Origin of the sequence: Archangium sp. (assembly GCF_045802675.1) — a bacterium.
GTDB lineage: Bacteria > Myxococcota > Myxococcia > Myxococcales > Myxococcaceae > Archangium.
In genome coordinates this window covers 103,894-130,118 of sequence record NZ_JBJMQO010000109.1, presented here as the reverse complement: position 1 = coordinate 130,118, position 26,225 = coordinate 103,894, and the positions used below count along the sequence as shown (strand labels likewise).

27 protein-coding genes are annotated in these 26,225 nt (G+C 71.2%); 18 read left to right on the top strand and 9 right to left on the bottom strand.

Annotation, left to right across the window (positions count from 1 at the left end; all coding sequences use genetic code 11):
* Positions 1 to 79 precede the first annotated feature (79 nt).
* From ACJ8AN_RS31080 to ACJ8AN_RS31060, 5 genes are all read right to left on the bottom strand, one after another.
* Positions 80 to 496 carry a hypothetical protein gene (locus tag ACJ8AN_RS31080; protein WP_407759152.1) on the bottom strand — a complete coding sequence of 139 codons (417 nt, stop codon included), beginning with the start codon at positions 494 to 496 and terminating at the stop codon, positions 80 to 82.
* Positions 497 to 567: 71 nt separating this feature from the next.
* Positions 568 to 981, bottom strand: a complete 414-nt coding sequence (locus ACJ8AN_RS31075) for a hypothetical protein (RefSeq protein WP_407759151.1) — start codon at positions 979 to 981, stop codon at positions 568 to 570.
* A 43-nt stretch (positions 982 to 1,024) separates the two neighbouring features.
* Complete coding sequence (locus tag ACJ8AN_RS31070) at positions 1,025 to 2,218, bottom strand: lipocalin-like domain-containing protein (RefSeq protein ID WP_407759150.1); 1,194 nt, start codon at positions 2,216 to 2,218, stop codon at positions 1,025 to 1,027.
* Between the two features lies 1 nt (position 2,219).
* Entirely contained in the window at positions 2,220 to 4,772 is a 2,553-nt protein-coding gene (locus ACJ8AN_RS31065) for an FtsX-like permease family protein (protein WP_407759149.1), read from the bottom strand.
* Complete coding sequence (locus ACJ8AN_RS31060; protein ID WP_407759148.1) at positions 4,769 to 5,467, bottom strand: ABC transporter ATP-binding protein; 699 nt, start codon at positions 5,465 to 5,467, stop codon at positions 4,769 to 4,771. Before ACJ8AN_RS31060 ends, ACJ8AN_RS31065 begins: the two co-directional genes overlap by 4 nt.
* 141 nt (positions 5,468 to 5,608) lie before the next feature.
* On the opposite strand from ACJ8AN_RS31060, the gene ACJ8AN_RS31055 reads away from it, so the two are divergent.
* From ACJ8AN_RS31055 to ACJ8AN_RS31045, 3 genes are all read left to right on the top strand, one after another.
* Positions 5,609 to 5,887 carry a type II toxin-antitoxin system Phd/YefM family antitoxin gene (locus ACJ8AN_RS31055; protein ID WP_407759147.1) on the top strand — a complete coding sequence of 93 codons (279 nt, stop codon included), beginning with the start codon at positions 5,609 to 5,611 and terminating at the stop codon, positions 5,885 to 5,887.
* Between the two features lie 3 nt (positions 5,888 to 5,890).
* Positions 5,891 to 6,223 carry a type II toxin-antitoxin system RelE/ParE family toxin gene (locus tag ACJ8AN_RS31050; RefSeq protein WP_407759146.1) on the top strand — a complete coding sequence of 111 codons (333 nt, stop codon included), beginning with the start codon at positions 5,891 to 5,893 and terminating at the stop codon, positions 6,221 to 6,223.
* Between the two features lie 127 nt (positions 6,224 to 6,350).
* Positions 6,351 to 6,716, top strand: a complete 366-nt coding sequence (locus tag ACJ8AN_RS31045) for a sensor histidine kinase (protein ID WP_407759145.1) — start codon at positions 6,351 to 6,353, stop codon at positions 6,714 to 6,716.
* On the opposite strand, the gene ACJ8AN_RS31040 is transcribed toward ACJ8AN_RS31045, so the two are convergent.
* Entirely contained in the window at positions 6,688 to 7,509 is an 822-nt protein-coding gene (locus ACJ8AN_RS31040) for an alpha/beta hydrolase (RefSeq protein ID WP_407759144.1), read from the bottom strand. The genes ACJ8AN_RS31045 and ACJ8AN_RS31040 overlap by 29 nt on opposite strands.
* A gap of 63 nt (positions 7,510 to 7,572) precedes the next feature.
* Here ACJ8AN_RS31040 and ACJ8AN_RS31035 point away from each other — a divergent pair, with 63 nt between their 5' ends.
* The 13 genes from ACJ8AN_RS31035 (at position 7,573) to ACJ8AN_RS30975 (ending at position 20,684) form a co-directional block, all read left to right on the top strand.
* Positions 7,573 to 7,863 (top strand): DUF3467 domain-containing protein, encoded by a 291-nt coding sequence (locus ACJ8AN_RS31035; protein WP_407759143.1) that lies wholly within the window; start codon positions 7,573 to 7,575, stop codon positions 7,861 to 7,863.
* A 135-nt stretch (positions 7,864 to 7,998) separates the two neighbouring features.
* Positions 7,999 to 8,757 carry a hypothetical protein gene (locus tag ACJ8AN_RS31030; RefSeq protein ID WP_407759142.1) on the top strand — a complete coding sequence of 253 codons (759 nt, stop codon included), beginning with the start codon at positions 7,999 to 8,001 and terminating at the stop codon, positions 8,755 to 8,757.
* Positions 8,754 to 9,656, top strand: coding sequence for an oxygen-dependent coproporphyrinogen oxidase (hemF, locus tag ACJ8AN_RS31025; RefSeq protein WP_407759141.1), 903 nt, complete (start codon positions 8,754 to 8,756; stop codon positions 9,654 to 9,656). Before ACJ8AN_RS31030 ends, hemF begins: the two co-directional genes overlap by 4 nt.
* An 18-nt stretch (positions 9,657 to 9,674) precedes the next feature.
* Positions 9,675 to 10,190, top strand: a complete 516-nt coding sequence (locus ACJ8AN_RS31020) for a hypothetical protein (RefSeq protein ID WP_407759140.1) — start codon at positions 9,675 to 9,677, stop codon at positions 10,188 to 10,190.
* A 50-nt stretch (positions 10,191 to 10,240) separates the two neighbouring features.
* On the top strand, positions 10,241 to 11,632 hold the full coding sequence (locus tag ACJ8AN_RS31015) for a hypothetical protein (RefSeq protein ID WP_407759139.1): 1,392 nt from the start codon (positions 10,241 to 10,243) through the stop codon (positions 11,630 to 11,632).
* 75 nt (positions 11,633 to 11,707) lie between these two features.
* Positions 11,708 to 12,325 (top strand): RNA polymerase sigma factor, encoded by a 618-nt coding sequence (locus ACJ8AN_RS31010; protein ID WP_407759138.1) that lies wholly within the window; start codon positions 11,708 to 11,710, stop codon positions 12,323 to 12,325.
* A gap of 69 nt (positions 12,326 to 12,394) precedes the next feature.
* Positions 12,395 to 13,045, top strand: a complete 651-nt coding sequence (locus tag ACJ8AN_RS31005; protein WP_407759137.1) for an anti-sigma factor family protein — start codon at positions 12,395 to 12,397, stop codon at positions 13,043 to 13,045.
* Positions 13,046 to 13,047: 2 nt separating this feature from the next.
* Complete coding sequence (locus ACJ8AN_RS31000) at positions 13,048 to 13,503, top strand: hypothetical protein (RefSeq protein WP_407759136.1); 456 nt, start codon at positions 13,048 to 13,050, stop codon at positions 13,501 to 13,503.
* Between the two features lie 397 nt (positions 13,504 to 13,900).
* Positions 13,901 to 14,143 carry a chaperonin gene (locus ACJ8AN_RS30995; protein WP_407759135.1) on the top strand — a complete coding sequence of 81 codons (243 nt, stop codon included), beginning with the start codon at positions 13,901 to 13,903 and terminating at the stop codon, positions 14,141 to 14,143.
* Between the two features lie 226 nt (positions 14,144 to 14,369).
* Complete coding sequence (locus tag ACJ8AN_RS30990; RefSeq protein WP_407759134.1) at positions 14,370 to 15,701, top strand: hypothetical protein; 1,332 nt, start codon at positions 14,370 to 14,372, stop codon at positions 15,699 to 15,701.
* A 10-nt stretch (positions 15,702 to 15,711) separates the two neighbouring features.
* Positions 15,712 to 16,653, top strand: coding sequence for an ion channel (locus ACJ8AN_RS30985; protein WP_407759133.1), 942 nt, complete (start codon positions 15,712 to 15,714; stop codon positions 16,651 to 16,653).
* A 51-nt stretch (positions 16,654 to 16,704) separates the two neighbouring features.
* A complete protein-coding gene (locus ACJ8AN_RS30980) occupies positions 16,705 to 18,801 on the top strand; it encodes a cation:proton antiporter (protein WP_407759132.1) in 2,097 nt (698 codons plus the stop codon).
* A gap of 104 nt (positions 18,802 to 18,905) precedes the next feature.
* The gene (locus ACJ8AN_RS30975; RefSeq protein WP_407759131.1) at positions 18,906 to 20,684 is read left to right on the top strand and encodes a hypothetical protein; all 1,779 of its coding nucleotides are present in this window, start codon (positions 18,906 to 18,908) and stop codon (positions 20,682 to 20,684) included.
* Here the strand turns inward: ACJ8AN_RS30975 and ACJ8AN_RS30970 are convergent, their stop codons facing one another.
* Positions 20,685 to 21,323: a DUF4142 domain-containing protein gene (locus tag ACJ8AN_RS30970; protein WP_407759130.1), complete on the bottom strand. Its 639-nt coding sequence runs from the start codon at positions 21,321 to 21,323 to the stop codon at positions 20,685 to 20,687.
* A 150-nt stretch (positions 21,324 to 21,473) separates the two neighbouring features.
* Between ACJ8AN_RS30970 and ACJ8AN_RS30965 the strand changes: the two genes are divergently transcribed.
* Together ACJ8AN_RS30965 and ACJ8AN_RS30960 are read left to right on the top strand one after the other, a co-directional pair.
* Positions 21,474 to 22,559: a methyltransferase gene (locus ACJ8AN_RS30965; protein WP_407759129.1), complete on the top strand. Its 1,086-nt coding sequence runs from the start codon at positions 21,474 to 21,476 to the stop codon at positions 22,557 to 22,559.
* Positions 22,560 to 22,777: 218 nt separating this feature from the next.
* A complete protein-coding gene (locus tag ACJ8AN_RS30960) occupies positions 22,778 to 23,404 on the top strand; it encodes a hypothetical protein (RefSeq protein WP_407759128.1) in 627 nt (208 codons plus the stop codon).
* Between the two features lie 24 nt (positions 23,405 to 23,428).
* Here ACJ8AN_RS30960 and ACJ8AN_RS30955 read toward each other — a convergent pair whose 3' ends face one another.
* Together ACJ8AN_RS30955 and ACJ8AN_RS30950 are read right to left on the bottom strand one after the other, a co-directional pair.
* On the bottom strand, positions 23,429 to 24,562 hold the full coding sequence (locus ACJ8AN_RS30955; RefSeq protein WP_407759127.1) for an NAD-binding protein: 1,134 nt from the start codon (positions 24,560 to 24,562) through the stop codon (positions 23,429 to 23,431).
* A complete protein-coding gene (locus ACJ8AN_RS30950; protein WP_407759126.1) occupies positions 24,559 to 26,187 on the bottom strand; it encodes a cation:proton antiporter in 1,629 nt (542 codons plus the stop codon). The genes ACJ8AN_RS30955 and ACJ8AN_RS30950 overlap by 4 nt, the downstream gene beginning before the upstream one ends.
* Positions 26,188 to 26,225: the final 38 nt, after the last annotated feature.

Here is a 26,225-nt window from a genome sequence, read left to right as displayed (position 1 = left end):
GGGACCCGGCCATGCTAGCCGGACTCCGTGGGAGGTGTGCAACAGCCATTGAATGGCGCGGCCGGGCGTCCGGCGGGGCTCAGGCGACGCGCGTGTGGCGCCGGGCCCGTTCGCGGGCGATGAGCTCGCGCGCTTCCTGCTCGTTGGAGACGAAGTGCATGTCGAAGGTGAGCTTGCCCGTCATCGCGTGCACGAAGGCGAGGCTCCTGGCCACGGCCTTCTGCACGAAGCCCGCCCCGATGTAGACGGAGCCGAGGAACCAGGAGGGGTTGGTGTTCTGCGAGACGTGGTTGCGGGCCTCGGCCTCGAGGGTGGTGGCCCCGGCGAGGTCCGTCACCACGAAGAAGGGCTTCTGGGCGCCCAGCTCTCCGTAGAGCTGCGTGAGGGAGATGGCATCCTGGAGGGAGGTTTCCCCCTGGATGCGGACCCAGAGGATGTCCGGCTCCTCGAAATGGGCAGCATGCGTCCCGAACTTCCATTCGCGGCGAATAGACATACACCCCCCTGAGTCGTTCGCGCGGCATCCTACCGATGCGGGTGGAGATGGATAGCGCGGTGGCGAAGGCCTCAGGGGAATTTGTCCAACAGGGAGCGCTCCTGGGCGATGAGCGCGCGCGCCTCGTCTTCCGTCGTGACGAAGTGTTGAGCCATGGCCGTATGGCCGGTGACCGAGTGCAGGAAGGTCATGCTGCTGGCCACGGCCCGCTGCATCAGTCCCGCGCCGATGTAGATGGCGCTGCGGAACCAGTCGGGACGGCCATTCCAGGAGATGTGGTCCCGGGCCTTGAGGTCCACGGAGGTGGCCTCGGTGAGGTCCGTCACCAGGAAGAGGGGCCGCTGGGTGCCGAGCTCGCGGTAGAGCTCGAGAAGGGTGATGGCATCCTGGAGCGAGGTGTCGCCCCGGACCTTCAACCACAGCTCGTCCGGTGACTCCAGCCAGGCGTGGTGCGTGCCGATGTTCCAATCGTGTGGTCGCGGCATGGTGCTGTCCCCCCTCGGGCGACTCTAGCCGGGGGGCAAGGGCTCAGCGTTCCCGCCGCGGCGCATCCGCATAGCCAGTCAACTCTACGTAGCCACGGCCCTGCACGGGTTGGCCCTCGTGCGTGCCCGACAGGCGCACCGAGCCCTCCCAGTAGCGAACACTCACCGGCAGTTCCTGGTTCGCCAGCGCGGGGGTGAGCTCCAGCGACAGGCCGCGCGAGGGCACCGAGAGCCTCCATCGCGCGGGATACGTCGTGCCGCTGTCCGGGCTCTTCCAGGTGTCGAGCACCTCCACCTGGATGTCTTCGCGCGAGAGGCGCACGGGCTCGCCGTGGGCGGGGACGAGCGTGCCCGCGCTGAACGGATCCACCGTGCCGTCGCGACGGCGCAGTTGGTAGTACATGAGCTCGCCACCGTCCGAGAGCTGGAGCGAGAACCAGTCCCAGCCCACCTGCTCCTCGCCGAGCGCGCTGGTGCTCCACTCCCGGTCCATCCAGCTCTGGCCCGTCACCTCGTACGCGCGGCCGTCCACCGTCACCTGCCCGCGCGTGGGCATCCGCGTGAGCGAGTAGTAGTAGGACGCGTTGCCCGGCTCGGCGCTCTTCTGGCTCAGGCCCCGGTCTCCCTGGAGCACCGGCGGCTTGCCCTCCTCGAGCACCAGCGATAGCGACACGTCCTCGCTCCGCGCGGTGAGCCGCAGGGGCAGGGCGCCGCTGCCCACCGCCTCCGCGCTCCAGTCCTCCAGCCACACCCGGAAGGGCTCGGTGCGCGCGCCCGACAGGCCCAGCGCGCTCCGGCTGAAGCGCTCGGTGGCGTGGAAGCGTCCGCCGCTGATATCGGAAACGGTGAAGTGCCCCATGTACGCCTGCCGCGTGCCCCATGCGGACGTGCGCGCCGAGCCCTTCTGTTCGTCCTCGGGCGCGAGCGCGCTGCGGAAGAGGGTGAGTTGGTAGCCGAAGTCGCGCCCATCCGCCGTGGAGAGGTTTCCCGTCCAGTACCACCACTCGGTGCGGAAGCCCGGGTGCGGGCCATGGTCCTCGGGAAAGTGGAACTCCCGGGGCGCGAAGGCGCGAGCGTAGCCCTCGGTATTGGCCTTGCCTCCGAGCGCCTCGGCCACCTTCAGCGACGGCGGTTTGAGTGAGGGCAGCGACGCATCGCGCGTGACATAGGCCGCTCCCGCCGCGAGCCCCACGAGCACCACCGACACGCCGATGACGAGTCCGCGTCCGCGCATCACCTCACTCCTCCCTCAGCGCATGGGCGGGGTTGGCGCGCGACATCTTCCACGAGGGGTACAGGCCCGCGAGCGCCGCCGCCGACAGCGCCAGCACCAGGGCCTGCGTCAGCACGTCCCCCGATATCAGCAATTGCAGCGTCCACCCGAAGGAGCGCTGGTTGATGACGTGCACCAGCACGTACGCGAGCGCCACGCCGAGCGGCAGCGCGAAGAGTCCCGCGAGCAGGCCCAGCAGTCCCGTCTGGAGGGAGACGAGCCCCCAGAGCTGGCGCGGAGTGAGGCCGATGGCGCGCAGCACCGCGAGCTCGCGGGCCCGTTCCAGTTGCAGGGCCATGAGCGCGCTCAGCACGCCGATGAAGGCCACGCCGATGGCGAGCAGCCGCAGCACGTAGGTGATGGTGAAGGTGCGGTCGAATATCTCGAGGGACGTCTCACGCAGCGCGCGGTTGGAGCGGATGTCGAGCGCCTGGATGTTGCCAGCGCGCTCGCGCACGCGGGCCACCAGCGCGTCCACGTCCTGCCCGGGCGCGGCGTAGAGGGCCACGCCACTCACCCGTGGGTCATCGAAGTGGTGCAGGTACGTGCCGCGCGTCATCATCACCGTGCCGGTGTCCGAGCCGTAGTCGAAGTACACGCCCACCACGCGGAAGCGGCGCGGGCCCTTGTCCGTCGAGAGCTCCACCGTGCCGCCCACCTCCAGCCGGCGGTGGAAGGCGAAGGGCTCGGAGACGAGCACGGCGTCCGGCGCCTCCAGCTCCTTCCAGATATGCGCCGCGTCTCCGTCCTTGAAACGGTAGGGGCGCACCGGGGTGGCGCCGAAGTCCACCGCGCGCACGTCCGTGGGCACGCCGTCCACGCGCACCTGCACCGTGCGGAGGGTGCTGCTGCTGGCCACTCCAGGCGTGGCTCGCACCTGCTCGGCGAGCCCCGGCGCGAAGGTGGCTCCGCCGCGCCGCGTGACGAGCGAGGGCGGGGAGACATAGACGTCCGCCTGCAGCGAGGACTCGAGCCAGCTGGCCACCGTGCCGCGGAAGCTCGTCACCATCAGCCCCACGCCCACCGTGGTCGCCACCGCCACCATCAGCGCGGCCAGGGCCACGGCGGTGCGGCTGAGGCTCGCCGTCACGCCTCGCGCGGCCATGCGTCCCAAGAGTCCGAAGGGGCGTCCCAGCGGGCCCGCCGCCGCGCCCGCGAGCAGGGCCGTCAGCCAGGGCACCAGCAGCGCCGCGCCCAGCAGCACCGAGAAGAGGCCGCCGTACGCGGGGAGCAGCTCGGGCGTGGGCAGGGCCAGCAATCCCACGCCCAGCGCGAGTACGCCCAGCCCCAGCAGCGCGAGCTTCGGGGCCCTCCCGTGCGATGCGCTCTCCAGCGTGGAGCGGCGCAGCGTCACCGCGGGCGCCGAGCGTGCGGCCTCCCACGCGGGCAGCAGCGCGGCGGCCAGCGTCGCGCCCAGGCCCAGCAACACGCCCTTGAGCAGCGTGAAGGGCTCGAGGGACAGGCCCCGCACGCTCACCACGAGGTACAGGTCATTGAGCGTCCGGGTGACGAGCTCCACCAGCCCACGTCCAAGGAGCACGCCGAGCAGCAGCCCCGCCACCGTGCCCACCGTGCCCAGCACCGCCGCCTCGCCGAGCACCAGCGCGAAGAGCTCCCTCCGGGTGATGCCCATCGCGCGCAGCCGGCCGAGCTGCTCGCGCCGCTGCACCACCGAGAAGGTCATCGTGTTGTAGATGAGGAACGTGCCCACCACGAGCGCCAGCAGCGATAGCGCGGTGAGGTTGGTGCGGAACGCCCGCGTCATCTGCTCCACCGCGTTGCCACGTGCTCGGGGCCGCACCACCTCCACGCCCTCGGGGAGCAGCGGGCGCACGCGCTCCAGCCGCGCCTCTCCGGCCTCGCCGTCCGGCAGCTTCAGGTCGACGCGCGAGAGCCGCCCTTCCTGGCCGAGCAGCTCCTGTGCGGTGGAGAGGTCGGTGAGCACCAGGCCCTCCATCGCGCGGGCACTGCCGTCGTCCTGGGGCTGGAGCAGCGCCACCACGTGCAGCCGCTTCGTCACGCCCTCCACGCCCACCTCGAACGCGTCTCCGGTGCCCACGCCGAGGGCCTGGGCCGTGCGCTGCGTGAGGATGGCGGCACCGGGCTGGGTGATGAAGGCGCCCATGTCCACCGCGCCTCCGCTCCTCGGCACATACGAGCGGAAGGGCGCCTCGGCGAACGGGTCCACGCCGAGCACGGTGAGCGGACGCCGGTCCCCGCTCCTCGCGCGCACGTGACCCTCGACCACCGGGGCGGACGGGGGCGCATCGGGTTGCAGGCGCAGGTCGCGGTACACGGACTCGGGCAGTCCCGCGGGCCCACCGACGAGCTGATGCGTGGCGCGGCCCGCGACGGCGTCCGTGGAGCGCTCGAAGGCGCGCATGGCGCTCGCGTTGGCGAGGTCGATGGACACCACCACCGCCACGCCGAGCGCGATGCCGAGCAGCGACAGGGCGGTGAGCCACGGGTGGCTGCCCAGGTGGCGCAGGCTGGCGCGGGCCAGGAGGCGCTGTTTCAAGCGCGGGCTCCCTGCTCGACGAGCTGGCCCGCCTCGAGCTTCAGCACGCGGTCCGCGCGCGACACGAGGCCCGGGTCATGGGTGACGACGAGCGCGCAGGCCTTCTCCTGGCGCGTGAGGCCCTCGAGCAAGTCGAGCACCTTGCGTCCCGTCTGCTCGTCGAGGTTGCCGGTGGGCTCGTCGGCCAGCAGCAGGAGAGGGGCGTGGGCGAGCGCGCGGGCCACGGCGACGCGCTGCTGCTCACCCCCGGAGAGCCGGTCCGGGAAGCTCGCGGCCCGGTTGCCGAGGCCCACGGTCTCGAGCAGGTCGCGCACGCGGTTGCGCGAGTCGGGGCCCTCGCGCCCGGTGAGCTCCAGGGGCAGGAGGACGTTCTCCTCCACGGTGAGGGTGGGCAGCAGGTTGAAGGCCTGGAAGATGAAGCCGATGCGCTCGCGGCGCAGCAGGGTGCGCTCGTGCTCGCTGAGGGTGACGAGCTCGCGGCCGTCGATTCGCACCGTGCCGCGCGAGGGCAGGTCGATGCCGCTGATGAGATTGAGAAGCGTGGACTTACCCGAGCCGCTGCGGCCGAGCAGCACGACGAACTCACCCGCATGCAGGGTGAGGCGCACGTTGGAGAGCACCTCGCGGACGGCATCGCCCTCGGCGTAGGACTTGGAGACGTCGTGGAGCTCGACCACGGGCGGGGCGGGGGACATGGAGGGGAGTGCGTAATGGATGCGCGAGCCCCTTGCACGTTATGAGTGAACGACAGGGCCTCGTCAGGCTGCCTGGCTCGAGGGATGCCGTGCGGTTCGGGGCCGGAGTTGGTACTGTTCCTGGCACTGGAGACGCGGCCCATGAAGCTGACCGAGGACATCAAGCCGGTGACCTACATGAAGACCCGCGCCGCGGAACTGCTGCGCGAGGTGAAGCGCTCGCGCAGGCCCGTCGTCATCACGCAACACGGGGAGGCCCAGGCGGTCGTCCTGGACGTGGCCACCTACGAGGCCCTCCGTGATGCGTCGCTGCTCCTCCAACTCGCTTCGCAGGGCGAGGCGGATGCGCAGGCCGGGCGGACGACACCCCAGTCCGAGGTCTTCGCACGCGCCCGGCGGCGGCTCGCCCGGGAGAAGTAGGCCGTGGCACGGCGCTTCGCCGTCGACTGGGCGGAAGTCGCGCGCACTGACCTCGACGAGTTGCTGGACTACATCGAGCAGGATGAGCCTGGTACGGCCCTCGCCGTGTTGGACCGGCTGGAGCAGGCCGCGAAGCGGTTGGAATCCATGCCCCTTCGGGGGCGAGTCGTTCCTGAACTCGCCCGGCGCAACATCCGTCTCTATCGCGAGCTGATCGTCCGTCCCTGGCGCATCATCTATCGCGTGGGAACCGGTCGGGTGCTGGTGCTCGCGGTCCTGGATGGGAGAAGGGATTTGGAAGGGCTGCTGCTCGCGCGCTTGCTGCGCCGGGCGTGAGGGCAATCAGGGAGGCATGCCCTCGTCGTCCCGGTGATTCACCGTGCGGGCTGGAATGCCCCGGCTTCTTGCTTTGTCAAAGCTTGTCCCTACACGGCCTGAACAAGACCTGAACCTGCTTCTCATCTTGGAGGAGCCGAGGAAGACACGACCGGATGGAGATTGCCGCCTGGAGCAGGTGCTCATCAACCTGCTGTCCAACGCGCTGAAGTACGGCGCGGGCAGGCCGGTGCGGGTGGCGATGACGGCCGATGGCGGGCGGGCCCTGCTCTCGGTGAAGGACGAGGGCGTGGGGCTGCGCGAGGAGGACCGTGCGCGCATCTTCGAGCGCTTCGAGCGGGCCATCAGCGCCAGCGAGGTCAGTGGCCTGGGGCTGGGGCTCTACATCACGCGGGAGATCGCCCAGGCGCACGGCGGGGACATCTCCGTGGAGAGCCGGCTCGGCGAGGGCTCCACCTTCATCGTCACCCTGCCGCTGGGCGCGGGGGGCTGAGCTCCGGGCTCGCGGGGGAGGCCTCCGCCTCCCGGAGCCGGTCGAAGAAGTGCCCCACCTCCGAGGAGAGCAGGGGGCCGCCCTTGTCGCGCGGGATGATGTGGAAGCCGTCCTTGAGCGAGATGAAGCGCACGTGGGCCGAGGCGGTGAGGCCGCGCACCAGCACCGGGCCGCCCGCGGGGTCCACCACGTGGTCCTGCTCGGCCACCGCCACCAGCGCGGGGCAGCGCACCCGGTGCAGGGAGCGCATCACCTCGTCCTGCAATTCCCACATGTCCTGCAGCCGCGCCGAGGGGAATGCCGGGAGGATGGGCGCCTCGGCCAGCACCGCCGGGTCGGAGAGGTCCGTGCCCGTCTTCAGCACCCAGGGCTTCACCCGCTCCAGCAGTCCGTAGTGCCTCAGGCGCTTGAGCAGCCACATGTGCGGCCCCTTGAAGCGCAGCGCGGGAGCGACGAGCGCCAGCCCGTGCACCCGCTCGGGGAAGTCCGCCGCGAGCCGCAAGGACAGCAGCGCTCCCATGGACAGCCCCGCGACGAACGTGCGCCGGTAGTCCCGCAGGGAGAGCAGGGCCTGGGACGCGGCCTGCCACCAATCGCGATGGCTCACCCTCAACAGGGCGTCGGGGGTGGAGCCGTGGCCGGGCAGTTGGATGGCCCGCACGTACAGGCCCCGGGCCGCCAGGGCCTCGCCGAGCGGACGCACGTCCCAGGGACTCCCGGTGAAGCCGTGCAGCAGGAGGCAGGCATCTTCTCCCCGCCCCAGCTCGAACGGCGCCGTCTTCTCGGGATCCATCCGTTGGGCTCGCACCGTCTCTGAGTCTAGTCACGGCCCTCGTCTGGCGGTATGCCCCCTCCCATGTCGGATACGTCCAAGCCTCCCGAGGTCTCCCTGCAGATTCAGATAGATGACGATGTCGCCCAGGGTCAGTACGTGAACATGGCGATGGTCAACCAGTCGGAGACCGAGTTCACCCTGGACTTCATCTACGTCCAGCCGCACCAGCCCCGGGCGAAGGTGCGCTCGCGGGTCATCCTCAATCCCAAACACCTCAAGCGCCTGCTCGCGCTGCTGCAGGACGGCGTCGCCCGGCACGAGGCGCGCTTCGGCCCCATCGTCCTCTCCGACGAGGGGCCTCCCAGGCACTGAAGGCGCTCCCGTCCGGTGAGCGCTCGGGCGGGAGGCCTGGGACGGCGGCCGGCGTCATGGGCCGGATGTTCCGGGGGGACGACCCCCTCGTGAGACTGGCCTCCGGCTCCGGGCCGGCGCAGACTCGGTGGCCTCGTGCGCTTCGTCGTCCTGCTCCTCGCCTCGTTGCTCCTGTCCGCTCCGGCCGCCCACGCCGCCTGCCCCGAGGATGGCGTGCAGGTGTTCCCCGTGCCCGGCGCGGTGGTGCCCACCAATACCCGCTTCCTCCTCGAGGGCCTCGGCTCCTTCGGCCCCCGCGTGGCCGAGCTCCCCGGCCGCGTCCTGCGCCTCCAGGCCCATGGCCACGAGGTGGAGGTGCGCATCCAGCGCGGCTGGACGAGCTCGCTCGGGCGCAGCACCGTCGTCCTGCGGCCCTCGCGCCCGCTCAAACCGGGCCTCGCCTACACGCTGCGCCTGGATGATGTGCTGCCCGGGGCGAAGGTGCTCAACGCGCGGGGGGCCTCGTTGCCCGAGTGGCGCAGCGGCCGGGGCCAGGACGTGGCGCGCCCGCGTTGGCTCAAGCAGCCCGCTGTCAGCGAGGGCCTCTTCCGCCGCACCGGCGAGGGCACGGAGCGCTTCGTCAAGCTGCGCATGTCCCTGCTCGAGGACAGTCCCGCCTACGCGGTGGTGACGCTCTGGCACCGGGGCGAGGACGTGGCGCCCCAGCACTACGTCACCCCGCTGCAGGATGGGGTGAGCCTGGTGGGGCACGACGCCTGCGGGGGCGCCTTCGCGCTGGAGGACGGAAGGAGTTATCGAGCGAAGTTGGAGGTCTTCGACGCGGCGGGTAATACGGCGCCCGCGGTGCCCCCGTTGCGATTCGAGGCGCCCGTGGCGTCCCAGGAGAGCCCATGACGGTCGACGTGGAGAAGGTGAAGGAGCGGATGGTGGAGTTCGTCCACGCGCTGCAGGACGACATCTGTGGCGCGCTGGAGCGGCTCGATGGACGGGCGCGTTTCCGTGAGGACCCCTGGCAGCGGCCGGGCGGTGGAGGCGGGCGCAGCCGCGTGCTGGAGGACGGGGCGGTGTTGGAGAAGGGCGGGGTGAGCACCTCGGTGGTGTTCGGCGAGCTGGAGGAGGCCTTCGCCAGGAAGCTCCAGGGCGAGGGGCGCTCCTTCTGGGCCGCGGGCATCTCGCTGGTGCTGCACCCGCGCAACCCGCATGTGCCCACCGTGCACGCCAACTACCGCTTCCTCCATCAGGGCGGGAAGGCGTGGTTTGGCGGCGGCGCGGACCTGACGCCGTACTACCTCTACGAAGAGGACGCGGTGCACTTCCACCGGGTGCACAAGGAGGCGTGCGACCGGCATGACGCCGCGTACTACCCGCGCTTCAAGGAGGCGTGCGACAAGTACTTCTACCTGCGCCACCGCGAGGAGACGCGCGGCGTGGGTGGCATCTTCTTCGAGAACATGGGCGGGGACCTGGAGCGCGAGCTCGCCTTCGTGCGCGACGCCGGCCGGGCCTTCCTCCCCGCGTACCTGCCCATCGCCGAGCGGCGCAAGGACACGCCCTACACGGAGGCGCAGCGCTTCTGGCAGGAGGTGCGGCGCGGGCGCTACGTGGAGTTCAACCTCGTGTGGGACCGGGGCACCACCTTCGGGCTGGAGACGAAGGGGCGCACCGAGTCCATCCTCATGTCGCTGCCGCCGCAGGTGCGCTGGCGCTATGACCACCACCCGGCGCCGGGCACCGAGGAGGCGAAGCTGGTGGAGGTGCTCCGCGCCCCACGCGACTGGGCCAGCGCCCGTTGACGAGGAGGGAGCCGCGTCATGGCAAACCCCGGTGAGAACTCCGTTTCCGGCAAGCCGCCCATGTCCCCCTGGAAGAAGGGGGCGCTGGTGGTGGCGGTGCTCGCGGTGCCGTGCCTCACGGCGGTGGCCGGGGGCGCCTTCTACTTCATCAGCCGCCGCTACCCCGCGCAGGACCAGGCGCTGAGCAACGAGGCTCGCGTCAACGTGCTGCGCCTCTGTAGCGACGTGCAGTCCTACCGGGACGAGCACGGCGTCTTCCCCGCCGCGGGCCCGGTGCCGAAGGACGTGCCGCGGGGCGGCAAGGCGGTGCCCTACGAGCCGGACGAGAACCTGAAGAACATCGGCTTCGAGCCTGGCGAGCGCGTCCGCTACCAGTACCAGGTGGTGGTGCAGGAGACGCCCCTGGGCCAGGCGGAGGTCACCTGCTTCGCGCGAGGAGACCTGGATGGAGATGGCCAGGTGTCCGTCTTCAGCGTCACGCTGGATGAGAACGGGATGACCTCTCCCGTGAAGGTGGAGCGCGAGGAGGAGTAATCGGGGGCCCCCTGGCAACTTGCTCGCCGCCCGGACGACAATCCGGGGGAATGAGCCACACCGGAAACATCAAGGGGGCGCCCGGAACCTTCGTGGGGCATGCCCCCACCCGTCCCGCGGAGGGAGGGCACCCGGGCCGTGCCGACAAGCCGGGCCACGGCGCCGGTGGGGCTCGCGAGGAGAAGACGCGCATCGGCCGGATGCCCACGCCGGCCGAGTCCTCGCGCACGGGGAGCCCGCGCGACGCGAAGCCGGAGACGAAGCCGGAGACGCGGAGTGAAGCGAAGACGGGCATGTTCAATTTCGCCCAGGACGGCCTGGAGATGAGGAGCGCTCCCCGCTCCAGCGGCAGGGCCCGCGAGGGCAGACCCGCCGAGGTCTTCGAGGCCCCTCAGGGCCGGGAGCGTCCGCGTTCGACGGGCGAGCGGCCGAGGCTCCCCACGCGTGAGCCCGCGCAGGCCCCGCGCAAGGGAGAAGGCCCCGAGCAGGTGCTCGTGGCGACGCCGGGCGGTCCGGACGTGCCCGGGGACGTGAAGCCGCTGGAGGACCTGCTGCCGGAGTTCACCGAGCCCATCGGCCAGGAGTTGCTCGCCCATCACTTCGACGAGGAGCTGGGCTTCCTGGGGGCGCAGCTGCGTCCCTCGCGGCTGCCCGTGTCGGAGCGGGCGGCGCGCCTCTGGGCCTTCTTCCTCGCCTACGCCGAGGCGAGCGCGAAGGATCCGTCCGGCCAGAGCGCGGCGGGGCGCGAGCGCTTCCAGGAGGTGCTCACGAAGCACGGCTTTGGCGCCCTCCAGGACGCGGCCACGGGCCGGGACGGGGTGCAGGTGGCCCTCGAGCTGCTGGAGGCCCGCTCTCCGGAGGAGCTACAGGCACGGCTCGCCGGGGTCCACATCGAGCCCGGGCCCGAGCTGCTTCCCTCGGAGGTCTCCCTCCCGGTGGAGCAGTCCGCCGTGCCGCACCCGGAGGCGCGGGCCGAGGCCCCGGAGCAGCGCACCACGCTCCCCGAGCTTCCCGCCACCGAGCCTCCCGCCACCGCGGAGCACCCGGAGAGCCACTTCGACGCGAAGTCCGAGCGGACGCCCCCGCAGCGCAAGGGCGCGGAGTCGGCGGCGTTCGACCAGAAGGAGCCGGAGCAGCTCGCGGTGACGCACCCGCCGACGAGCGCGCCGCCACCGGGCGTGCTGGTGCCTCAGCCGGGCGTGCTGGCCCGGGCGGGGCAGGGCGTGGCCCTGAATCCGGAGGACGTGGTGGAGCCGGGCCGGGAGCGCCGGGGCACGAACAAGCGTCTGGGGCCGCACATGCTCTGGAACGCCCTGCACGGCCTGCGCGACTCGCCCGAGGACAGCTCGCTGCAGCAGGGCGAGTGGGGCAAGGTGGCCTTCGGGGCCGTCATCGCCCTGGCGGGCGCCGCTCTGTTGGTCGCCATGCTCGCCAGCCTGTGAGGCCGCCCACCGGTGAACGTCTCATCCACCGAGAATGCTTGGGGCCCGGGGCGCTCATGCTAGGGTGGCCCACCCTTGGCCACCGACGATCTCACTCTCGTCAAGCGCGTCCGTAGTGGAGACCAGCGCGCCTTCAAGCTCCTCGTCGAGCGCTACCAGCGCAAGGTGTACGCCGTCGCGCTGGGCATGCTCAAGGACAAGGAAGAGGCGATGGACGTCTCGCAAGAGGCGTTCGTCAAGGTCTACAAGTACCTCGACCACTTCAAGGGCGACTCGTCCTTCTACACCTGGCTCTACCGCATCACCGTCAACATCTGCATCGACGTGATGCGCCGGAAGAACGCCGCCGGGGGCGAAACCGAGGAGTTCGACGAGTCCGTCGCCAGCGACCTGTCCGAGGCCCGCATCGGCGCCCTGGGCAGCCGCCTGGGCACCAACCCCCAGAAGAGCGCCCTGCGCCGGGAGTTGGCCGAGAAGATCCAGGAGGCCCTCGCGGCCGTTCCCGAGAAGCACCGCGCCATCCTCCTGCTGCGCGAAATCGAGGGCATGAGCTACGAGGACTTGTCGCGCACGCTCGACATTCCCAAGGGCACGGTGATGAGCCGGCTCTTCCACGCGCGGGCCAAGGTGCAGAAAATCCTCAGTGAATACCTGGAGTTGGACGAGGCCAAGAGCGGAGTGGGCAGTGAGTAGACGGGGCTGGAATATCGGTCCCGTGCTGCCGTCCAAGCCGCAAGTCCCCCATTACACCGGGTGAGGAACATGGCCGGAAATCCCGCGTGCGAGCGCTTCATCCCTCAGCTGTCCCCCTACATCGATGGCGAGCTGTCGCCCGCTGAGCGCGTCAACGTGGAGCGCCACCTGTCGGCCTGCCGGGACTGCGCCAGCCGCGCCGCGGACCTGCGCGCCGAGTCCGCGCTCCTCCGGGTGGGGCTGGAGATGGCGGTGGACGAGGTGGACTTCAAGGACTTCACCCAGCGCGTCATGGCCCGGGTGACGCCCGAGCGCCCGCCCCTGCTCGAGCGGCTGCGCATCTCGCTCTCCGAGATGTTCCTCTACCACCGCACCGCCATGGTCTCCTCGCTGGCCACGGCCGCCGTGCTCGCGCTGGTGCTCATCCCGCTGCTGGCCAGCCAGAACGACGTGCCGCTCGGCTACGGCGCGGACCGGATGCGCGTGCGCGCGGTGCGTGCCTCCGAGGGCGCCAAGGTGGCCCCGGTGGTGCTCGAGTCCGATGATGGCAACACCATCATCTGGGTGGTGGACCAGGACTCGCAGCCGGCGCACGATGCCTCCGCCGTGAAGAAGCCGAAGGGCGCCTCCGAGGACGAGGCGGACGAGCTGGACGCGGACGGCGAGCCGCCGCAGAAGAAGGTGCCCGCCCAGAATCCCCCCAAGGGAGGTGAGCTGTGAGGATGACGACGCGCATGCCGGCGGCCCTGCTGGCGCTGACCCTGCTGGGGCTCTTCCTGGTGCCGGTGCCGGCTCGCGCCGAGGACCAGAAGCTCAAGGTCCAGGTGGAGGTGGTGCTCGTCTCCCAGAAGGGCACCGAGGTGGACCCGCCCGAGCTGAAGAAGATGAAGGAGACGTTCCAGAAGCAGAACTTCAACTTCACCTCCTTCAAGCGCCTGTCCCAGCAGACGCTCGAGCTGGGCAACAAGGAGCCCACCGAGGTGAAGCTGCCCAACGGGGTGAATGCCTCGCTGCGGCTGCTGCGCATGCAGGGCGACACCGCCACCCTGCGCGTGGAGGTGCCCCAGCTGTCCGCCATGGACGTGGAGCTGGGCCGCGAGGGCTCCGTCTACCAGCGCGCCGGCAAGCACGTGGGCGGCGAGCTCATCCTCGTGCTCTCCAAGCCTTCCGGGAAGTAGCTCGTCTCCGTCGCGCGGCCTCCCCTGGAGGCCCGTGCTCGAGCGCACCCACGCCACGTCCGGTGGCCGGGAGCGCTCGCACGGGGCCTCGGGGCTTTCCTCCTCTCCAGCGACAGGGTCCACCCGGCGACGCTGAAGTGCCCCGTCGTACGGGTTTCCGGGTGCGTGCGTCTGCGCGGGTGTCGGTTCCGGTCATTCGTTCCGGTGAGAAATCGGGCCCGTCGGTAGAAAAGTCAGTCCCTGGCATGCGCCGGGCGGGACTCCCACTTTGTAGGCCCGGTGTGATTCCAGGGGTTTGCGCGCGGGCACGGAGGTTGCTGTGAGGTTCTCTCGTCAGGGCGGCGGCGTGGGGCGTCGGCAACGAGACGGGCAACCAAGACAGAGGGAAGGGCGAACCATGGCGAAGACCCAGCGGCGTGGACAGGTGATGAATCGGGTGGCGCGTCAGGTGAAGGGCACGGCGGGCCGGGCGGTGGCGAAGGCCAAGGCGAGCAAGCCGGTGCGCAAGGTGCAGGTGACGCTGGGGGATTTGATCGCCGCGGCTTTCGACGTGGCCGGTGAGGCGAAGGCCGCCGCGAAGCTGGTGTCCTCGCGCGCCATGAGCGAGGCCACGGGCAAGCAGATCGTCGTCGTGGGCTGATTCGGATTCCGGGGCCGAGGCCCGCGTCCGGGGAAGTGCCGGGCGCGAGAGGGGAGTGGGGGACGGGGCCGGGGCCTCGCTCCCGGACACCTCCCCTGGACGCGGGCCGAGGTCCTCGCAGTCCACGCAGTGCCTGGCTGCTCGTTTCCCGAGGAAGCGAGCCCGGCCAGGGCTTCAACAGGCTGTCACAGAGCGGCGAGGGGGAAGCGGGTTAGAGTGACGCGCCATGATTGGTGCCCTCGTTCTTGCCTCCGTGCTCCAGCAGGCCCCCAAGGCCTTCGTCGAAAACCCTGAAGCGCCCGCGGAAGAAGGCGTGCATTTCCGCGCGGCCCTCGAGGTGGGCGCACTCGCCCTGCCCTCGGGCACCGGCGCCAATGGGATGGATGTCTTCGCAGTCGCCTTCCCGCGGCTGGCGGTGAGCGGCGGCGACGAGTTCGAGTTCGAGCTGGGCGCGCCGCTGCGCCTGCGCTTCTTGGATCAGGAGCCGCTGCAGACGGCGGAGGACTACGGCGGGCGGCTGCGGCGCCAGGACTGGGACGAGCGCAGCGACTTCGCCCAGGTGCTGCGCAACCTGCGCATCGGCCGCGACGACGGGCACTTCCAGCTGCGCGCGGGAGGCTACTCGGCCTGGTCGCTGGGCGCGGGCTGGCTGGTGAACCGCTACCACAACCGGATTTCGCCCGACTACCACCCCACGGGCGCCAACTTCACCGCGTACCTGGGGCCCACGCGCGTGGAGCTCTTCGCCAGCGACGTGCTGGCCACGCGCCTGTTCGCCGGCGAGGTGCGGTTGGACCTGGGCCGGATGCTCAGCAACGCGGACACGGCGCGCGACCGCTTCCTGCTCTCGGTGGACGCGGCGAGCGACTTCGGCAAGGGCGGCGGCACCTCGCCCGAGCTGTCCGCGGTGAGCCTCGGCCTGCAGGCGGGCGTGGTGAAGAAGGAGAAGGTGCAGCTGTGGCTCCAGGCCGCGGCGGGCGCCCGGGCGGAGACGCTCGCCGAGGCGCTGCCCGAGTACGGCGCGGCCTTCGGCCTGGTGGTGCGTGGCCAGCCCAAGGAGCTGGTGGACATCACGGGCCGGCTGGAGGCGCGGCGCCAGGGAGGCCTCTTCCGCTTCGGCCTGTTCGGCGCGGGCTACGAGCTCGCGCGCTTCTCGGGCGTGGGCCTGCACGAGACGCCGCTCGCCCAGGAGGCGCTGCCGGGGACGTTCTCCGGCTACGGCGAGGTGGCGGCGAAGGTGAGCCCGCTCGCGGAGGGGGACCTGGAGCTGACGGCCAGCGCGTCCGGCGAGTACTTCGTCTCCACGGGCCGGGTGGACGCGGACGCCGTGCTCCAGGCGCACCTGCCCGGGGGCAAGACGGTGGGGGAGCTGCGCGTCATCCTCACGGACGTCACGGACAAGCCGCGCTACACGGGGGCGTTCGAGGTGCGCCACCGCTTCGTGCCCGCGCTCTACGGCATCGCCTCGGGCGGCATGGTGCTCTTCCCTCAGGCGGATGGCTCGCTGCTGCCGGGCTTCACGGGAGGGCTGGGAATCGGCGTAGACTTCGAGCGCTGAGCTCCTGCCCATGGCCAGACCCGCGAAGGCTCCCCCCGCCCCGGCCGTCCCCTTCCGCCCCCGGGCGCTGACCCCGTTGGCCTCGGGCCTCACGATTCTGGGCAAGCGGCGCGCGGGCCTCCGGGACATCTACTACTACTTCGTCTCCGGCTCGTGGTGGCGGCTGATGGGGGCCTTCGTCGTCACCTACCTCCTGCTCAACCTCCTCTTCGGGGCGGCCTACCTGGAGGTGGGCGGGGTGCGGAACGCGGAGCCCGGCAGCTTCGCGGACCACTTCTTCTTCAGCGTCCAGACGTTCGCCACCATCGGCTACGGGACCATGTTCCCCACCGGGCTGCCCGCGCACCTGCTCGTCACCGCCGAGTCCATGCTGGGCCTCGTCTACGTGGCCATGGGCACCGGGCTCGTCTTCGCCAAGTTCAGCCGCCCCCGCGCGCGCGTGCTCTTCAGCAACGTGGCCGTCATCACCCCGCGCAACGGCGTGCCCACCTTCATGTTCCGCGCCGCCAACGAGCGGGTGAATCACATCGTCGAGGCGCAGATGCGCGTGGCGATGATGCGCACCGAGCACACCCTGGAGGGCGAGCGCATCCGCCGCATCATCGACCTGCCGCTGGTGCGCAGCCAGTCGCCCGTCTTCACGCTCTCCTGGACGGTGATGCACTCCATCACCCCGGACAGCCCGCTGTACGGGGCCACGGCCGAGTTGCTCGCGGAGCAGCAGGTGGAGTTCATCGTGTCGCTCTCGGGAATGGACGACGCCCTGGGGCAGACCATCCACGCGCGGCACTCGTTCCTGGACACGGACCTGATGTGGAACGCGCGGCTGGTGGACATCATCCGCACGGACCCGGACGGCCGCCGGGTACTGGACTACAGGCGCTTCCACGAGGTGGAGCCCCTGCCCGACACGGCCAGGCGCGCCACGCTGCTGAACGTTACGCAAGCCTGAGAGAGGTAGAGTCGCGCGCAGCCGGGTGTGAGGGAAGGAGGTGGGCGCGCCATGCAGCAGGCTCCCGAGCTCCTCCGGGAACTGGTGGTGGTTTTCGGCGTGGCGGTGGTGGTGGTGCTGGCGCTCAGCCGGTTGCGCCTGCCCACCATCGCCGGCCTCATCGCCGCCGGAGCGCTCATCGGCCCGAGTGGCCTGGGCTGGGTGCCGGACAGCTGGCGCCTGGAGGCCCTGGCGGACATTGGCGTGGCCCTGCTGCTCTTCGGCATCGGCCTGGAGTTCTCGCTCGAGCGGCTGCGGCGGCTGTGGAAGGTGCTCACCCTGGGCGGGGGACTCCAGGTGGCGCTCACCCTGCTGGCGGTGGTGGCGGTGAGCGGGGCCCTGGGTTTCCCGGCGCGCAAGGGCGTGTTCCTCGGCTTCCTGGTGGCGCTCTCCAGCACGGCCATCGTGTTGCGCGTGCTCGCCGAGCGGCAGGAGACGGACGCGCCCCACGGCTACCTGATTGTCGGCGCGCTCATCTTCCAGGACCTGTGCGTGGTGCCGATGATGCTCGCCATTCCGCTGCTGGCGGGGCACGAGCTGAGCGCGCTGTCCATCGCCTGGGTGCTGGCCAAGGCGGCGCTGCTGGTGGTGGCCACGCTCATCCTCGGGCGGGTGGCGGTGCCGCCGTTGCTGAAGGCGGTGGCGGGCACGCGCCGGCGCGAGCTCTTCCTGCTGGCGGTGCTGGGGCTGTGCGCGGGCATCGCGTGGCTGGCGTGGCTCGCGGGCCTGTCACTGGCGCTGGGGGCCTTCATGGCCGGGGTGGCGCTGGCCGACAGTGACTACGGCTACCAGGCGCTGGCGGACATGCTGCCGCTGCGCGAGACGTTCGCCAGCGTCTTCTTCATCTCCATCGGCATGCTCTTCGACGTGCGCGTCGTCATGGCGCACCCGCTGCTGGTGACGGTGCTGCTGGTGGGGGTGCTGGTGGGCAAGTCGGTGCTCGGCGGGGTGGGGGCGCTGGTGATGCGCTTCCCCCTGCGGGTGGCGGTGCTCGCGGGCGTGGGGCTGGCGCAGATTGGCGAGTTCTCCTTCGTGCTGGCCAACGCGGGGTTGCACGAGGGCCTGCTGAGCGCGGACGAGCGCAACCTCTTCGTGTGCATGAGCGTCCTCACCATGGTCATCACCCCGGTGGCGCTGCGCTTCGCGCCCCGGCTGGCGGCGGGCGTGGCGCACCTGCGGCCCCTGGAGGTGCTCTTCGGCGCGCATGGGCCCCACCGGCTGGAGCCCGAGCACGCGGAGCTCTCCGGCCACTTCATCGTCGCGGGGCTGGGCACCGCCGGGCGCATGGTGGTGCGGGCCCTGCGCGCGAGCAGCCTGCCCCACGTGGTCATCGAGTTGGATCCACACGTGGTGGCCGAGGCGCGGCGGCGCGGCGAGGTGATGTACTACGGCGACATCACCAGCCCGGAGATTCTGGAGCGGGCGGGCATCCACCGGGCACGCGCGTTGGTGCTGCTCATCAGCGACCCCGAGGGCTCCCAGCGGGCCGTGTCGGCCGCGCGCCGGCTGTCCCCGGACGTGCCCATCCTGGTGAAGGTGCCGCGGCTGCGCGACATCGGCGACCTGCACGAGCGGGGCGCGAGCGACATCGTCGCCGGTGAGTTCGAGACGGCCCTGGAGGCGGTGACGCGGGTGCTGCACTCGGGCGGCGTGGCCGAGGAGGTCATGAACGAGCTGCTCGCGGCGCTGCGCCACGAGGGCGTGCCCGAGCACGGCCCCGTCTCCGGGCCCCGGCGCATGCTCGGCACCATGGGGGGGCTGCGGCGCGGCACGACGGCCACCGAGTGCTCGCACCTGGAACTGCTGCGCGACGACGTGCGGCCCAGGACCCCCGGCTGCGAGGAGTGCCTGGAGCTGCACCTGCGCTGGCACAACCTGCGGATGTGCCTGACGTGCGGCCACGTGGGTTGCTGCGATGCTTCCTTCGGCCGGCACGCGATGAAGCACTTCGAGGACACGGGCCATCCCCTCATGCGCTCCTTCGAGCCGGGCGAGCACTGGGGCTGGTGCTACGTCGACGCCCTGGAGATAGACCCGCGCTCGCGCTCGCCGCTTCCTTCGGCGGGGCCCTCCCGGCCCTCGCGCGGACCGGAGCACGTGGTGCACTGACGCGCCGGGTGCTCGCTCGCCCGTACCCCGTGCGGAGCGGCGCCGGGGCTTCCTCCGTGCCGCTCCTGGACCCTGCCGCTCCGCGTTGAAAAGATGGGCGCCGGATGACCGCCCCGCTGACTGCCTCCCTGACTCCCAGCACCACCGCCTGGCACCGGCTGCGTGCCTCGCACGCGGGGCCCCTCGCGCTCATCTCCGCCGTGGCGCTCTTCCTCTTCCGGGGCATCCTCTCGGACGTGGGCTTCGACAACCACGAGCTCCTCCTGCTGTACGTGCGCGTCCAGCAGTACGCCGTGGAGCTCGCCACGGGGCACTTCCCCCCTCGTGTCTTTCCGGACGCGCTCGCCGGCGGAGGCGCCGCCTTCCCGTTCTTCTCTCCGCCCCTCGCGTACTGGGTGTCGGCGCTGCTGGGCCTGTCGCTCGGCGACCTGGTCCTCGGCGTCAACGCGTCCTTCGTCCTGGCGGTGCTCCTCTCCGGCCTGGCCCTGTACGGCATGGGCGTGGCCCTCACCGGACGGCGGTGGCTGGCCATGATGTGCGCCCTCTTTTACATCTCCCTGCCGTACCGGCTCCTGAACGTGCTCGTGCTGGGGGCGCTCGCCGAGTCCTGGACGTTCGTCTGGTATCCGCTCGTCCTCACCGGCGCGTGGTGGACGGCGACGCGCGGGAGGCTGTCGTGGTTGCTGCCCGTGTCCGTGGCGGCGCTGCTGCTCACCCATACGGTGCTGGCGCTCTACTTCTGCTGTCTGTGCGCGCTGCTGCTCGCGGCCTGCCGCTCCTGGCTGGGCTGGCGCGGCGTGGGGCGCGTGGTGGCCGGAGCGCTCCTGGGCGCGGCGATGACGCTCTGGCACTACCTCCCCGTGCTCCTCTCCCTGGATGAGGTCTGGGCGGGGCTTCCCGACGCCGTCTGGGGCGCGCCGGACTTCGTCCACGTCCACCGCGTCCTGCCCTGGCAGTGGTTCGACCAGGACCCGAACCGGTGGACCGGCATCTCCAGCCCCAACCAGTTCGACAGCATGTGCTTCGCCCTGGGCGCGGGCCAGTGGCTGGCGCTCGTGCTGGCGGTGGGGGCCTACGCCGTGGTGGCGCGGCGGGGGCTGGCGGAGGGGGATGCGCGGCTGTCCTCGCTCGCGAAGGTCCTCGTCGCGCTGTGGCTCGGCTGCCTCGTCTTCATGATGGCGCCGCTGCCCTTCCTCCTCGTGCTGCCCCGGGCGTTCGGCTACATCCAGTTCCCGTGGCGGTTGCAGGGCGTGACGCTCTTCCTCGCGCTCGCCGCCACCGGGCTCTTCCTGGCCCGCCTTCCCATCCTCCCTCGCCTGGGACGGGTGCTCGCGGGAGCGGCCGTGGTGCTCGCCCTGGCCACGCCCCCCTTCGAGCAGCGCACGGACCTCATCACCGAGTGGAACGACGCGATCCTCACCCCCGGGCTCCTGCTGCGCGGCGGGGCGCTCGGCTACACGCGCCTGGGCGAGTTCCTGCCCCGCACCCATGCGGCGAGGGCGTGGCTGCCGCGCGTGCTCCACCTGCCGCTGCCCGATGCGCACGTCCAGGTGCTCGACGCGTCGCGCGAGGGCTCGCGGTGGAGGGCGCGGGTGGACGCGCCCGAGGGCGGCACGCTCGTGCTGCCCCTGGTGGCCTATGACTTCTACCGCGCCTCGCGGGACGGGGACGGCGCGCGGGCCCTGGAGACATTCTCCGAGGACGGGCTGCTCGGCGTGCGGCTCGCCCCCGGGAGCTACACCCTCACCGTGGAGCCGGGCAGCTCGCCCCCGCAGTGGCTGGGCTTCGGGCTGGGCGTGGCGGCGCTGGGCGGGGTGCTCTTCCTCTCGCGGGGCCGGCGGCGCGTCTCCGCCCCCGAGCCCCTCTTCGCGAGCGGGGCCTGACTACTTCTTCCCGCTGTCCTTTTGCATGTCGCCCGAGCCCGTACCGGCGCCGCCCGTGCCGAGCGTCGCCGCCTGCTGGCCGAGGAGCTGGTAGGCGCGCTCGCGCAGCCGGAGGAGCTCGGGCTGCAGCTCCGCCAACACCGTGCCGAGCGGCTGCCCGTTGAAGAGCTGCTGCCCCGCCATGACGCTCAGGAGGAGCCGGTCATGGTCGTTCACCTGGGCGGCGAGGAAGGCCTGATCGAAGGCATCGCCGGAGAGCGCCTTGAGCTTCTCCTCGGTGGACTTCTCGGCCGCGACGGTGCTGCGCTCCTCGTTGGTCTTGGCCTGGAAGGTGCCGGGCTTGAGCTTCTGGTCCTTCATGGCCTGCTTCAGCCGCTCATCGAAGCCCTGGTGCGTCTTCACCAGCGTGGCGGCGAGCTCCTTCACCTCGGGCGACTGGCTGCTGCGCTGGGCCCGCTGCGCCTCGTCGACGACCTCCTCCTGGAGGTAGAGCAGCCGCTCGACGAACTGCTTGGGCTCGGTGGAGACCGTCATCCCCCGGAAGTCCATCGTCTTGCCGCGCGTCTGGCCCTGGGCCTGGGCGGCTCCGGTGGTCCACAGCATTCCAACGAGCAGCAGTGCGTTCACGACGTGTTTCATGGCGCTCTCCTCTGGCTTCGCAGGGGGCAACGCTATGGAACGGGCGTGCCCGGGAGGCCAGCGGGGGCGAGCGCGCCGGGTATACCCGCGGACACTCGCGGCGCGCGAGGTTGCAGTGCTGGACGTTCCAGCGAGAGGTAGAGTGCGCCCGTGAATCCATTCCACTGGCGTTCGGAGAGCGACGAGCCCGCGCCGTCGCGACTCTCTCCCGTCGATGACCGCCTCACCGCGGATGCCGCCCTGCGCCGGGTCCGGCGCGGCGAGTACCTGCTCTACACGGGCGACTTCCACAACGCGAAGCAGCTCCTCGGCGCCATGGGCCGCCGGCTCCCCCCGCCGCGTGCGGCGCCCTCGCCCCTGGAGGCCTTCCGGGCCGAACGCCGCGCGCGACAGCTCGAGCACGAGACGCTCTCGCGCATCGTGGTGTCGCTCGACCGCTCCTACCAGCTCCAGTTGAAGCGGGCTCCCGACGTGGCCGAGGCCTGCCGCCAGGTGTGGGGCGAGCCCGACGCGGACCAGACCGTGGTGGCGTTGAAGACGCTGCTCGGCATGCTCGGGGCGGCGGAGTGGCGGCGCAAGGGGCTCTCGGTGCCGGGCCTCGAGGGCAAGCTGCATCCGCACTACGGCGTCTATCTGCCCACGCGCACCGACTACGTCGAGCTGATGCTCTCGGTCACCGACGTGAAGGGCAAGAAGGTGTTCGACGTGGGCACGGGCACGGGCGTGCTCTCCTTCCTGCTGCTGCAGCGCGGGGCGGGCTCGGCGGCGGCGACCGATGTTGATTCACGCGCCGTGGCCTGCGCCCGGGAGAACGCCGAGCGGCTGGGACTCTCCAAACGCTTCACCGTCATGGAGGGAGACCTCTTCCCGCCCGGGAAGGCCGACCTCGTGGTGAGCAATCCGCCGTGGCTCCCCGAGCCGCCGAAGAACCGGGTGGACCGCGCGGTGTTCGACGAGGACAACCGTTTCCTGCGCGGCTTCCTGGAGGGACTCACCGAGCACCTCAACCCGGGCGGCGAGGGACTGTTGATCCTCTCGGACCTGGCGGTGCTGCTCGGGCTGCGTCCCGCGGACTGGCTCGACCAGGAGCTCGCGCGCTGTGGGCTCACCGTGAAGTGGAAGCGGTCGACCCCGGCGCGCCACTCGAAGGCGAAGGACAAGGCGGACCCACTTCACGCGGCGCGCTCGCGTGAGGTCACCACGCTCTACGGGCTCGTGCCCGCGCCCGGGCGATAGGCGGTACGGGGCTCCCCAGCCAGGCCAGGTTGAGTAGGTCCTGTCAGTGAGGGGGGCTCCGGGCGCGTTTTCCCGCAACTGGTCCGATGGTCGTACCAGTCGGGACGAAGCGCGACCAGAGGGTGCCTCGTTCATTGCCGCGAGAGCACCCCTGACAGGACTTTCCCCACCTGGCGTAGCATGTAGCCGGTGGGGCATTTCCTCTCGAGAGGCGCATCATGCTGAACCCCGTCTTCTTCGGCTTCATCTTCATGGCGGTGGCGATCGGCGCCTCCTTCTGGGCCGCGCGAGTGCAGCAGGCGCGCGAGCGCCAACGACAGGAGTCCTGGGCCGCGATGGCCGAGCCGCTCGGGCTGACGTACGAGGATGGCGCCCTCGCCGGAGAGGTGGAGGGCGTGCCCGTGCGCCTCTACGTGGAGAGGAACAACATCATGGGGCAGAGCCAGCACCGCATCGTCCTGTACGTGATGCAGGCGGAGGTGCCTGGTCAGCTGCCCTCTGGCTTCGTGGCCGCGCCGCGCAAGTGGACGTCCTGGAGCGATCGGGTGACGGCCCCCAACGTCTTCAAGACGGGGGAGCCCGCGGTCGACGAGGCCTACATCTTCCAGAGTTACCAGACCGAGCTGGGTCCGAAGCTCCTCCAGGATGCCGAGGTCCTGCGGGCCCTCGCGGACCTCATCCTCCCCGAGGCCTCGGGCTTCGTGCAGAACAACCGTGTCGGCCTCGCCTACAAAACGGCCCCGCTAACCGAAGACACCGACAAGGTCCGGCACAACGTGAAGCTGCTGGTCCGCGCGGCGCAGGCGCTCGCGGAGGCGCAGGCCCGGCACCGTCTCGCCGCGTGACGGACGGTCCCGGCTCCCCGCCGCTCAGCGCCCGAAGAAGCCCCTGCGCTTCTGCGGCCCCTTGTCCTGCTGCGCCATCTTCGCCAGCCGCTGGCCGAGGATGCGGCTCATCTCCAGCGCGATGGCGGGGTTGGCCATCACCACCCCCCGGAAGTCATCTCGCCCCACGCTGGCCAGCTCGCACGCCGTGCCCGCCGTGGCGCTCGTGGCCCGGGGCTCGCCGGTGAGCAGGGCGATCTCCCCGAAGAAGCCTCCGGGCTTCACCACCTCCACGATGCGGCCTCCCTCGGCCAGCAGGTTCACCTGCCCGGAGACCACCACGTAGAACGTCTCCCCCGCGTCGCCCTTCTTGAAGATGGCCTCTCCGGGTTCCTTGCGCAGGTACTCGGCGCCGCGCGCCACCGTGGCCAGCTCCTCGTCGTTCAGCGGCGCGAGGAAGTCCACCTTGCGCAACATCTCCGCGAGCGGCGTGTCGGCCTGGCGCTGGGGCTCGGCGGTGAGGCACTCCACGGCCCGGGCCAGCTCGGCGCGGCGGGCCACGAGGATGATGGTGTGCCCCGCTCGCAGCACCGTGTTTCCGTCCGGCAGCGTGATGTGGCCCTCCGGGTCCACCAGGCCGATGAACACGCACTCGCGAGGGAACTCCGGCAGGCCGCGCACCTGCGCCACCGTGCGCCCGGACACCAGCGACTTCGCGCTCACCTCCAGCTCGAAGAGGATGGCCGTCCCCGCCGCCAGCGGCAGCGAGCCCGCCACCTGCGGGAAGTCGATGGCCGTGGTCATCTTCGCCACCACCACCTCGGCCTCTTCCACCAGCTCGCTCACCCCGGCCAGCCGGTACGCGGCGCGGTAGCGGCTGTCGAGCATGCGCACCATCACCCGCGCGCTGCTCATCGAGCGCACCAGCGTGGAGAAGGCCAGGTTCTCCGCGTCCCGTGCCAGCACCCCGGCCGCGATGTCCGCGTTGGAAATCCCCGCCGAGTCCAGCACGTGCGGATCATTGGCGTCCCCGCACACCGTCACCGCGCCGATGTCCTCGAAGATGCGGTTGCAGGTGGCCTGGTCCCGCTCCACCACCGTCACCTGGTGGTGCTCGGCCACCAGCCGCGCCGCCAGCGCTCCGCCCACCCGTCCGCCACCCGCGATGACAATCTTCATGAAGTCTTCCTCCGGCTGCCCGCCTCGTCGTCGCGCGTGTCCGTCCGCACGTGCTCCAGCCCGCTGCCCGCCTCGTCGTCGTGCGCGTCCGACATCACGTGCTCCAGCTTCAGCGCGCGCTCGTCCAGCTTCGCCAGCTGCGCCTCGGCCGTGGCCTCCGGAATCAGCCCCGAGCGCCTCGCCGACAACAGCGCCGTGCGCTCCGCGTCGATGAGCCGGCGGCGTGTGGCCAGCACGATTCTCGCCCCCTGCTCCAGGTGCTGCTCGCTGAGCCGGCGCAGCTCGCGCTCGGCGCCGGCGATGCCCACCTGGTAGTCGCTGCGCAGGTGCTCGTACGCGGCGCGGGGGATGAGCCCCTGGTCGTGCAGCACCTCCAGCTCCTGGCGTGCGGCGCGGCTGGAGATGAGGCGCGCCTGCTGCTCGGCCACCGCGTAGGCCACCGGATCCTCCCGGAAGAGCCCCAGCCGCTTGAGGATCCCCGAGAGCATCAGCCCCTGAATCACCAGCGACAGGAAGGTGACGCCGAAGGCGATGGCCACCAGCAGCTCGCGCGCGGGCGTGTCCTCGGGCAGGCCGAGCGCCAGGCCGATGGACAGCGCGCCCTTGATGTTGCCGAGCACGAAGACGTGCTGCCAGCGCAGGGGCACGGCCTCGGAGGGGCGCACCAGCCGCAGCAGCAGGAAGGGCAGGTAGATGGCCACCGCGCGCCCGGCGAACACACACACCACCGCGAGCACCGTCTGGGGCATGTAGCGCACCAGCGTCTCCGGCTTCGTGGTGAGCCCCACCGACAGGAAGAGGAAGGTGTTCACCCCGAAGGCGGCGTACTCCCAGAAGGTGTGCAGGGCCACCTGGCTCTGCGCGGCCACGTGGCGCCGCAGGTTGATGCCCGTGCTCAGCCCGGCCGTCACCGCCGCGATGGCGCCCGACAGGTGCAGCTCCTCGCCCACCACGAAGGCCGAGAAGGCCAGCGCCGTGGTGACCATGATCTCCGCGAGCGGGTCTTCCGTGCGGCGGATGACGAAGCTGGCCACCAGCCCCAGCGTGAGGCCGATGGCGAGTCCCCCCACGGTGGCCCCCAGCACCTTGGCGCCGAGCAGCGGCAGGGGCAGCGAGGCCTCGCCGCCCACCACCACGCTGGCGATGGCCGCGTAGGCCACGAGCGCGGTGCCGTCGTTGAAGAGGCTCTCGCCCTGCATGATGCCGGAGAGGCGCCGGGGCACGGGGGCGCGGCGGAAGGCGTAGAGGATGGAGACGGTGTCGGTGACGGCGAGCATCGCCCCGAGCAGCAGCGCGGGCCCCCAGGCGAGCGCCAGGGCGAAGTGGAGCGCGGTGCCGGTGGCGGCGATGGCGAGCACCATGCCGAGCGTGGCCAGCATGGCGATGGGCAGCAGGTTGGCGCGCACGTTGGCCACGTCCGCGGTGATGCCGCCCTCGAAGAGCAGCAGCGGCAGGCAGACGAGGAAGACGGCCTCCGGGTTGAGCGGAGGCACTCCGGGGAGGATGCCTCCCACGGAGATGAGCAGTCCGCCCACCACCAGCGCGACGTTGTACGGAATGCGCACGCGCTTGGAGGCGATGGCGAGCGCGCTGGCGGCCACCATCAGGCCGATGATGAGGGACATTTTGAGGTGCACGGCGGGGCCAAGATTGCAGATGCGCG

Excerpts from the sequence above, each read along its gene's own strand:
- ACJ8AN_RS31055 (WP_407759147.1), top strand. The coding sequence starts at position 5,609 with ATGAAGCTGACCGAGGACATCAAGCCGGTGACCTACATGAAGACCCGC.
- ACJ8AN_RS31060 (WP_407759148.1), bottom strand. The coding sequence starts at position 5,467 with ATGTCCCCCGCCCCGCCCGTGGTCGAGCTCCACGACGTCTCCAAGTCC.
- ACJ8AN_RS30960 (WP_407759128.1), top strand. The coding sequence starts at position 22,778 with ATGCTGAACCCCGTCTTCTTCGGCTTCATCTTCATGGCGGTGGCGATC.
- ACJ8AN_RS31020 (WP_407759140.1), top strand. The coding sequence starts at position 9,675 with ATGGCAAACCCCGGTGAGAACTCCGTTTCCGGCAAGCCGCCCATGTCC.
- ACJ8AN_RS30970 (WP_407759130.1), bottom strand. The coding sequence starts at position 21,323 with ATGAAACACGTCGTGAACGCACTGCTGCTCGTTGGAATGCTGTGGACC.
- ACJ8AN_RS31005 (WP_407759137.1), top strand. The coding sequence starts at position 12,395 with ATGGCCGGAAATCCCGCGTGCGAGCGCTTCATCCCTCAGCTGTCCCCC.
- hemF (WP_407759141.1), top strand. The coding sequence starts at position 8,754 with ATGACGGTCGACGTGGAGAAGGTGAAGGAGCGGATGGTGGAGTTCGTC.
- ACJ8AN_RS31035 (WP_407759143.1), top strand. The coding sequence starts at position 7,573 with ATGTCGGATACGTCCAAGCCTCCCGAGGTCTCCCTGCAGATTCAGATA.
- ACJ8AN_RS30995 (WP_407759135.1), top strand. The coding sequence starts at position 13,901 with ATGGCGAAGACCCAGCGGCGTGGACAGGTGATGAATCGGGTGGCGCGT.
- ACJ8AN_RS30990 (WP_407759134.1), top strand. The coding sequence starts at position 14,370 with ATGATTGGTGCCCTCGTTCTTGCCTCCGTGCTCCAGCAGGCCCCCAAG.
- ACJ8AN_RS30975 (WP_407759131.1), top strand. The coding sequence starts at position 18,906 with ATGACCGCCCCGCTGACTGCCTCCCTGACTCCCAGCACCACCGCCTGG.
- ACJ8AN_RS31075 (WP_407759151.1), bottom strand. The coding sequence starts at position 981 with ATGCCGCGACCACACGATTGGAACATCGGCACGCACCACGCCTGGCTG.
- ACJ8AN_RS31000 (WP_407759136.1), top strand. The coding sequence starts at position 13,048 with ATGACGACGCGCATGCCGGCGGCCCTGCTGGCGCTGACCCTGCTGGGG.
- ACJ8AN_RS30955 (WP_407759127.1), bottom strand. The coding sequence starts at position 24,562 with ATGAAGATTGTCATCGCGGGTGGCGGACGGGTGGGCGGAGCGCTGGCG.
- ACJ8AN_RS30950 (WP_407759126.1), bottom strand. The coding sequence starts at position 26,187 with ATGTCCCTCATCATCGGCCTGATGGTGGCCGCCAGCGCGCTCGCCATC.
- ACJ8AN_RS30985 (WP_407759133.1), top strand. The coding sequence starts at position 15,712 with ATGGCCAGACCCGCGAAGGCTCCCCCCGCCCCGGCCGTCCCCTTCCGC.
- ACJ8AN_RS31040 (WP_407759144.1), bottom strand. The coding sequence starts at position 7,509 with ATGGATCCCGAGAAGACGGCGCCGTTCGAGCTGGGGCGGGGAGAAGAT.
- ACJ8AN_RS31015 (WP_407759139.1), top strand. The coding sequence starts at position 10,241 with ATGAGCCACACCGGAAACATCAAGGGGGCGCCCGGAACCTTCGTGGGG.
- ACJ8AN_RS30980 (WP_407759132.1), top strand. The coding sequence starts at position 16,705 with ATGCAGCAGGCTCCCGAGCTCCTCCGGGAACTGGTGGTGGTTTTCGGC.
- ACJ8AN_RS31080 (WP_407759152.1), bottom strand. The coding sequence starts at position 496 with ATGTCTATTCGCCGCGAATGGAAGTTCGGGACGCATGCTGCCCATTTC.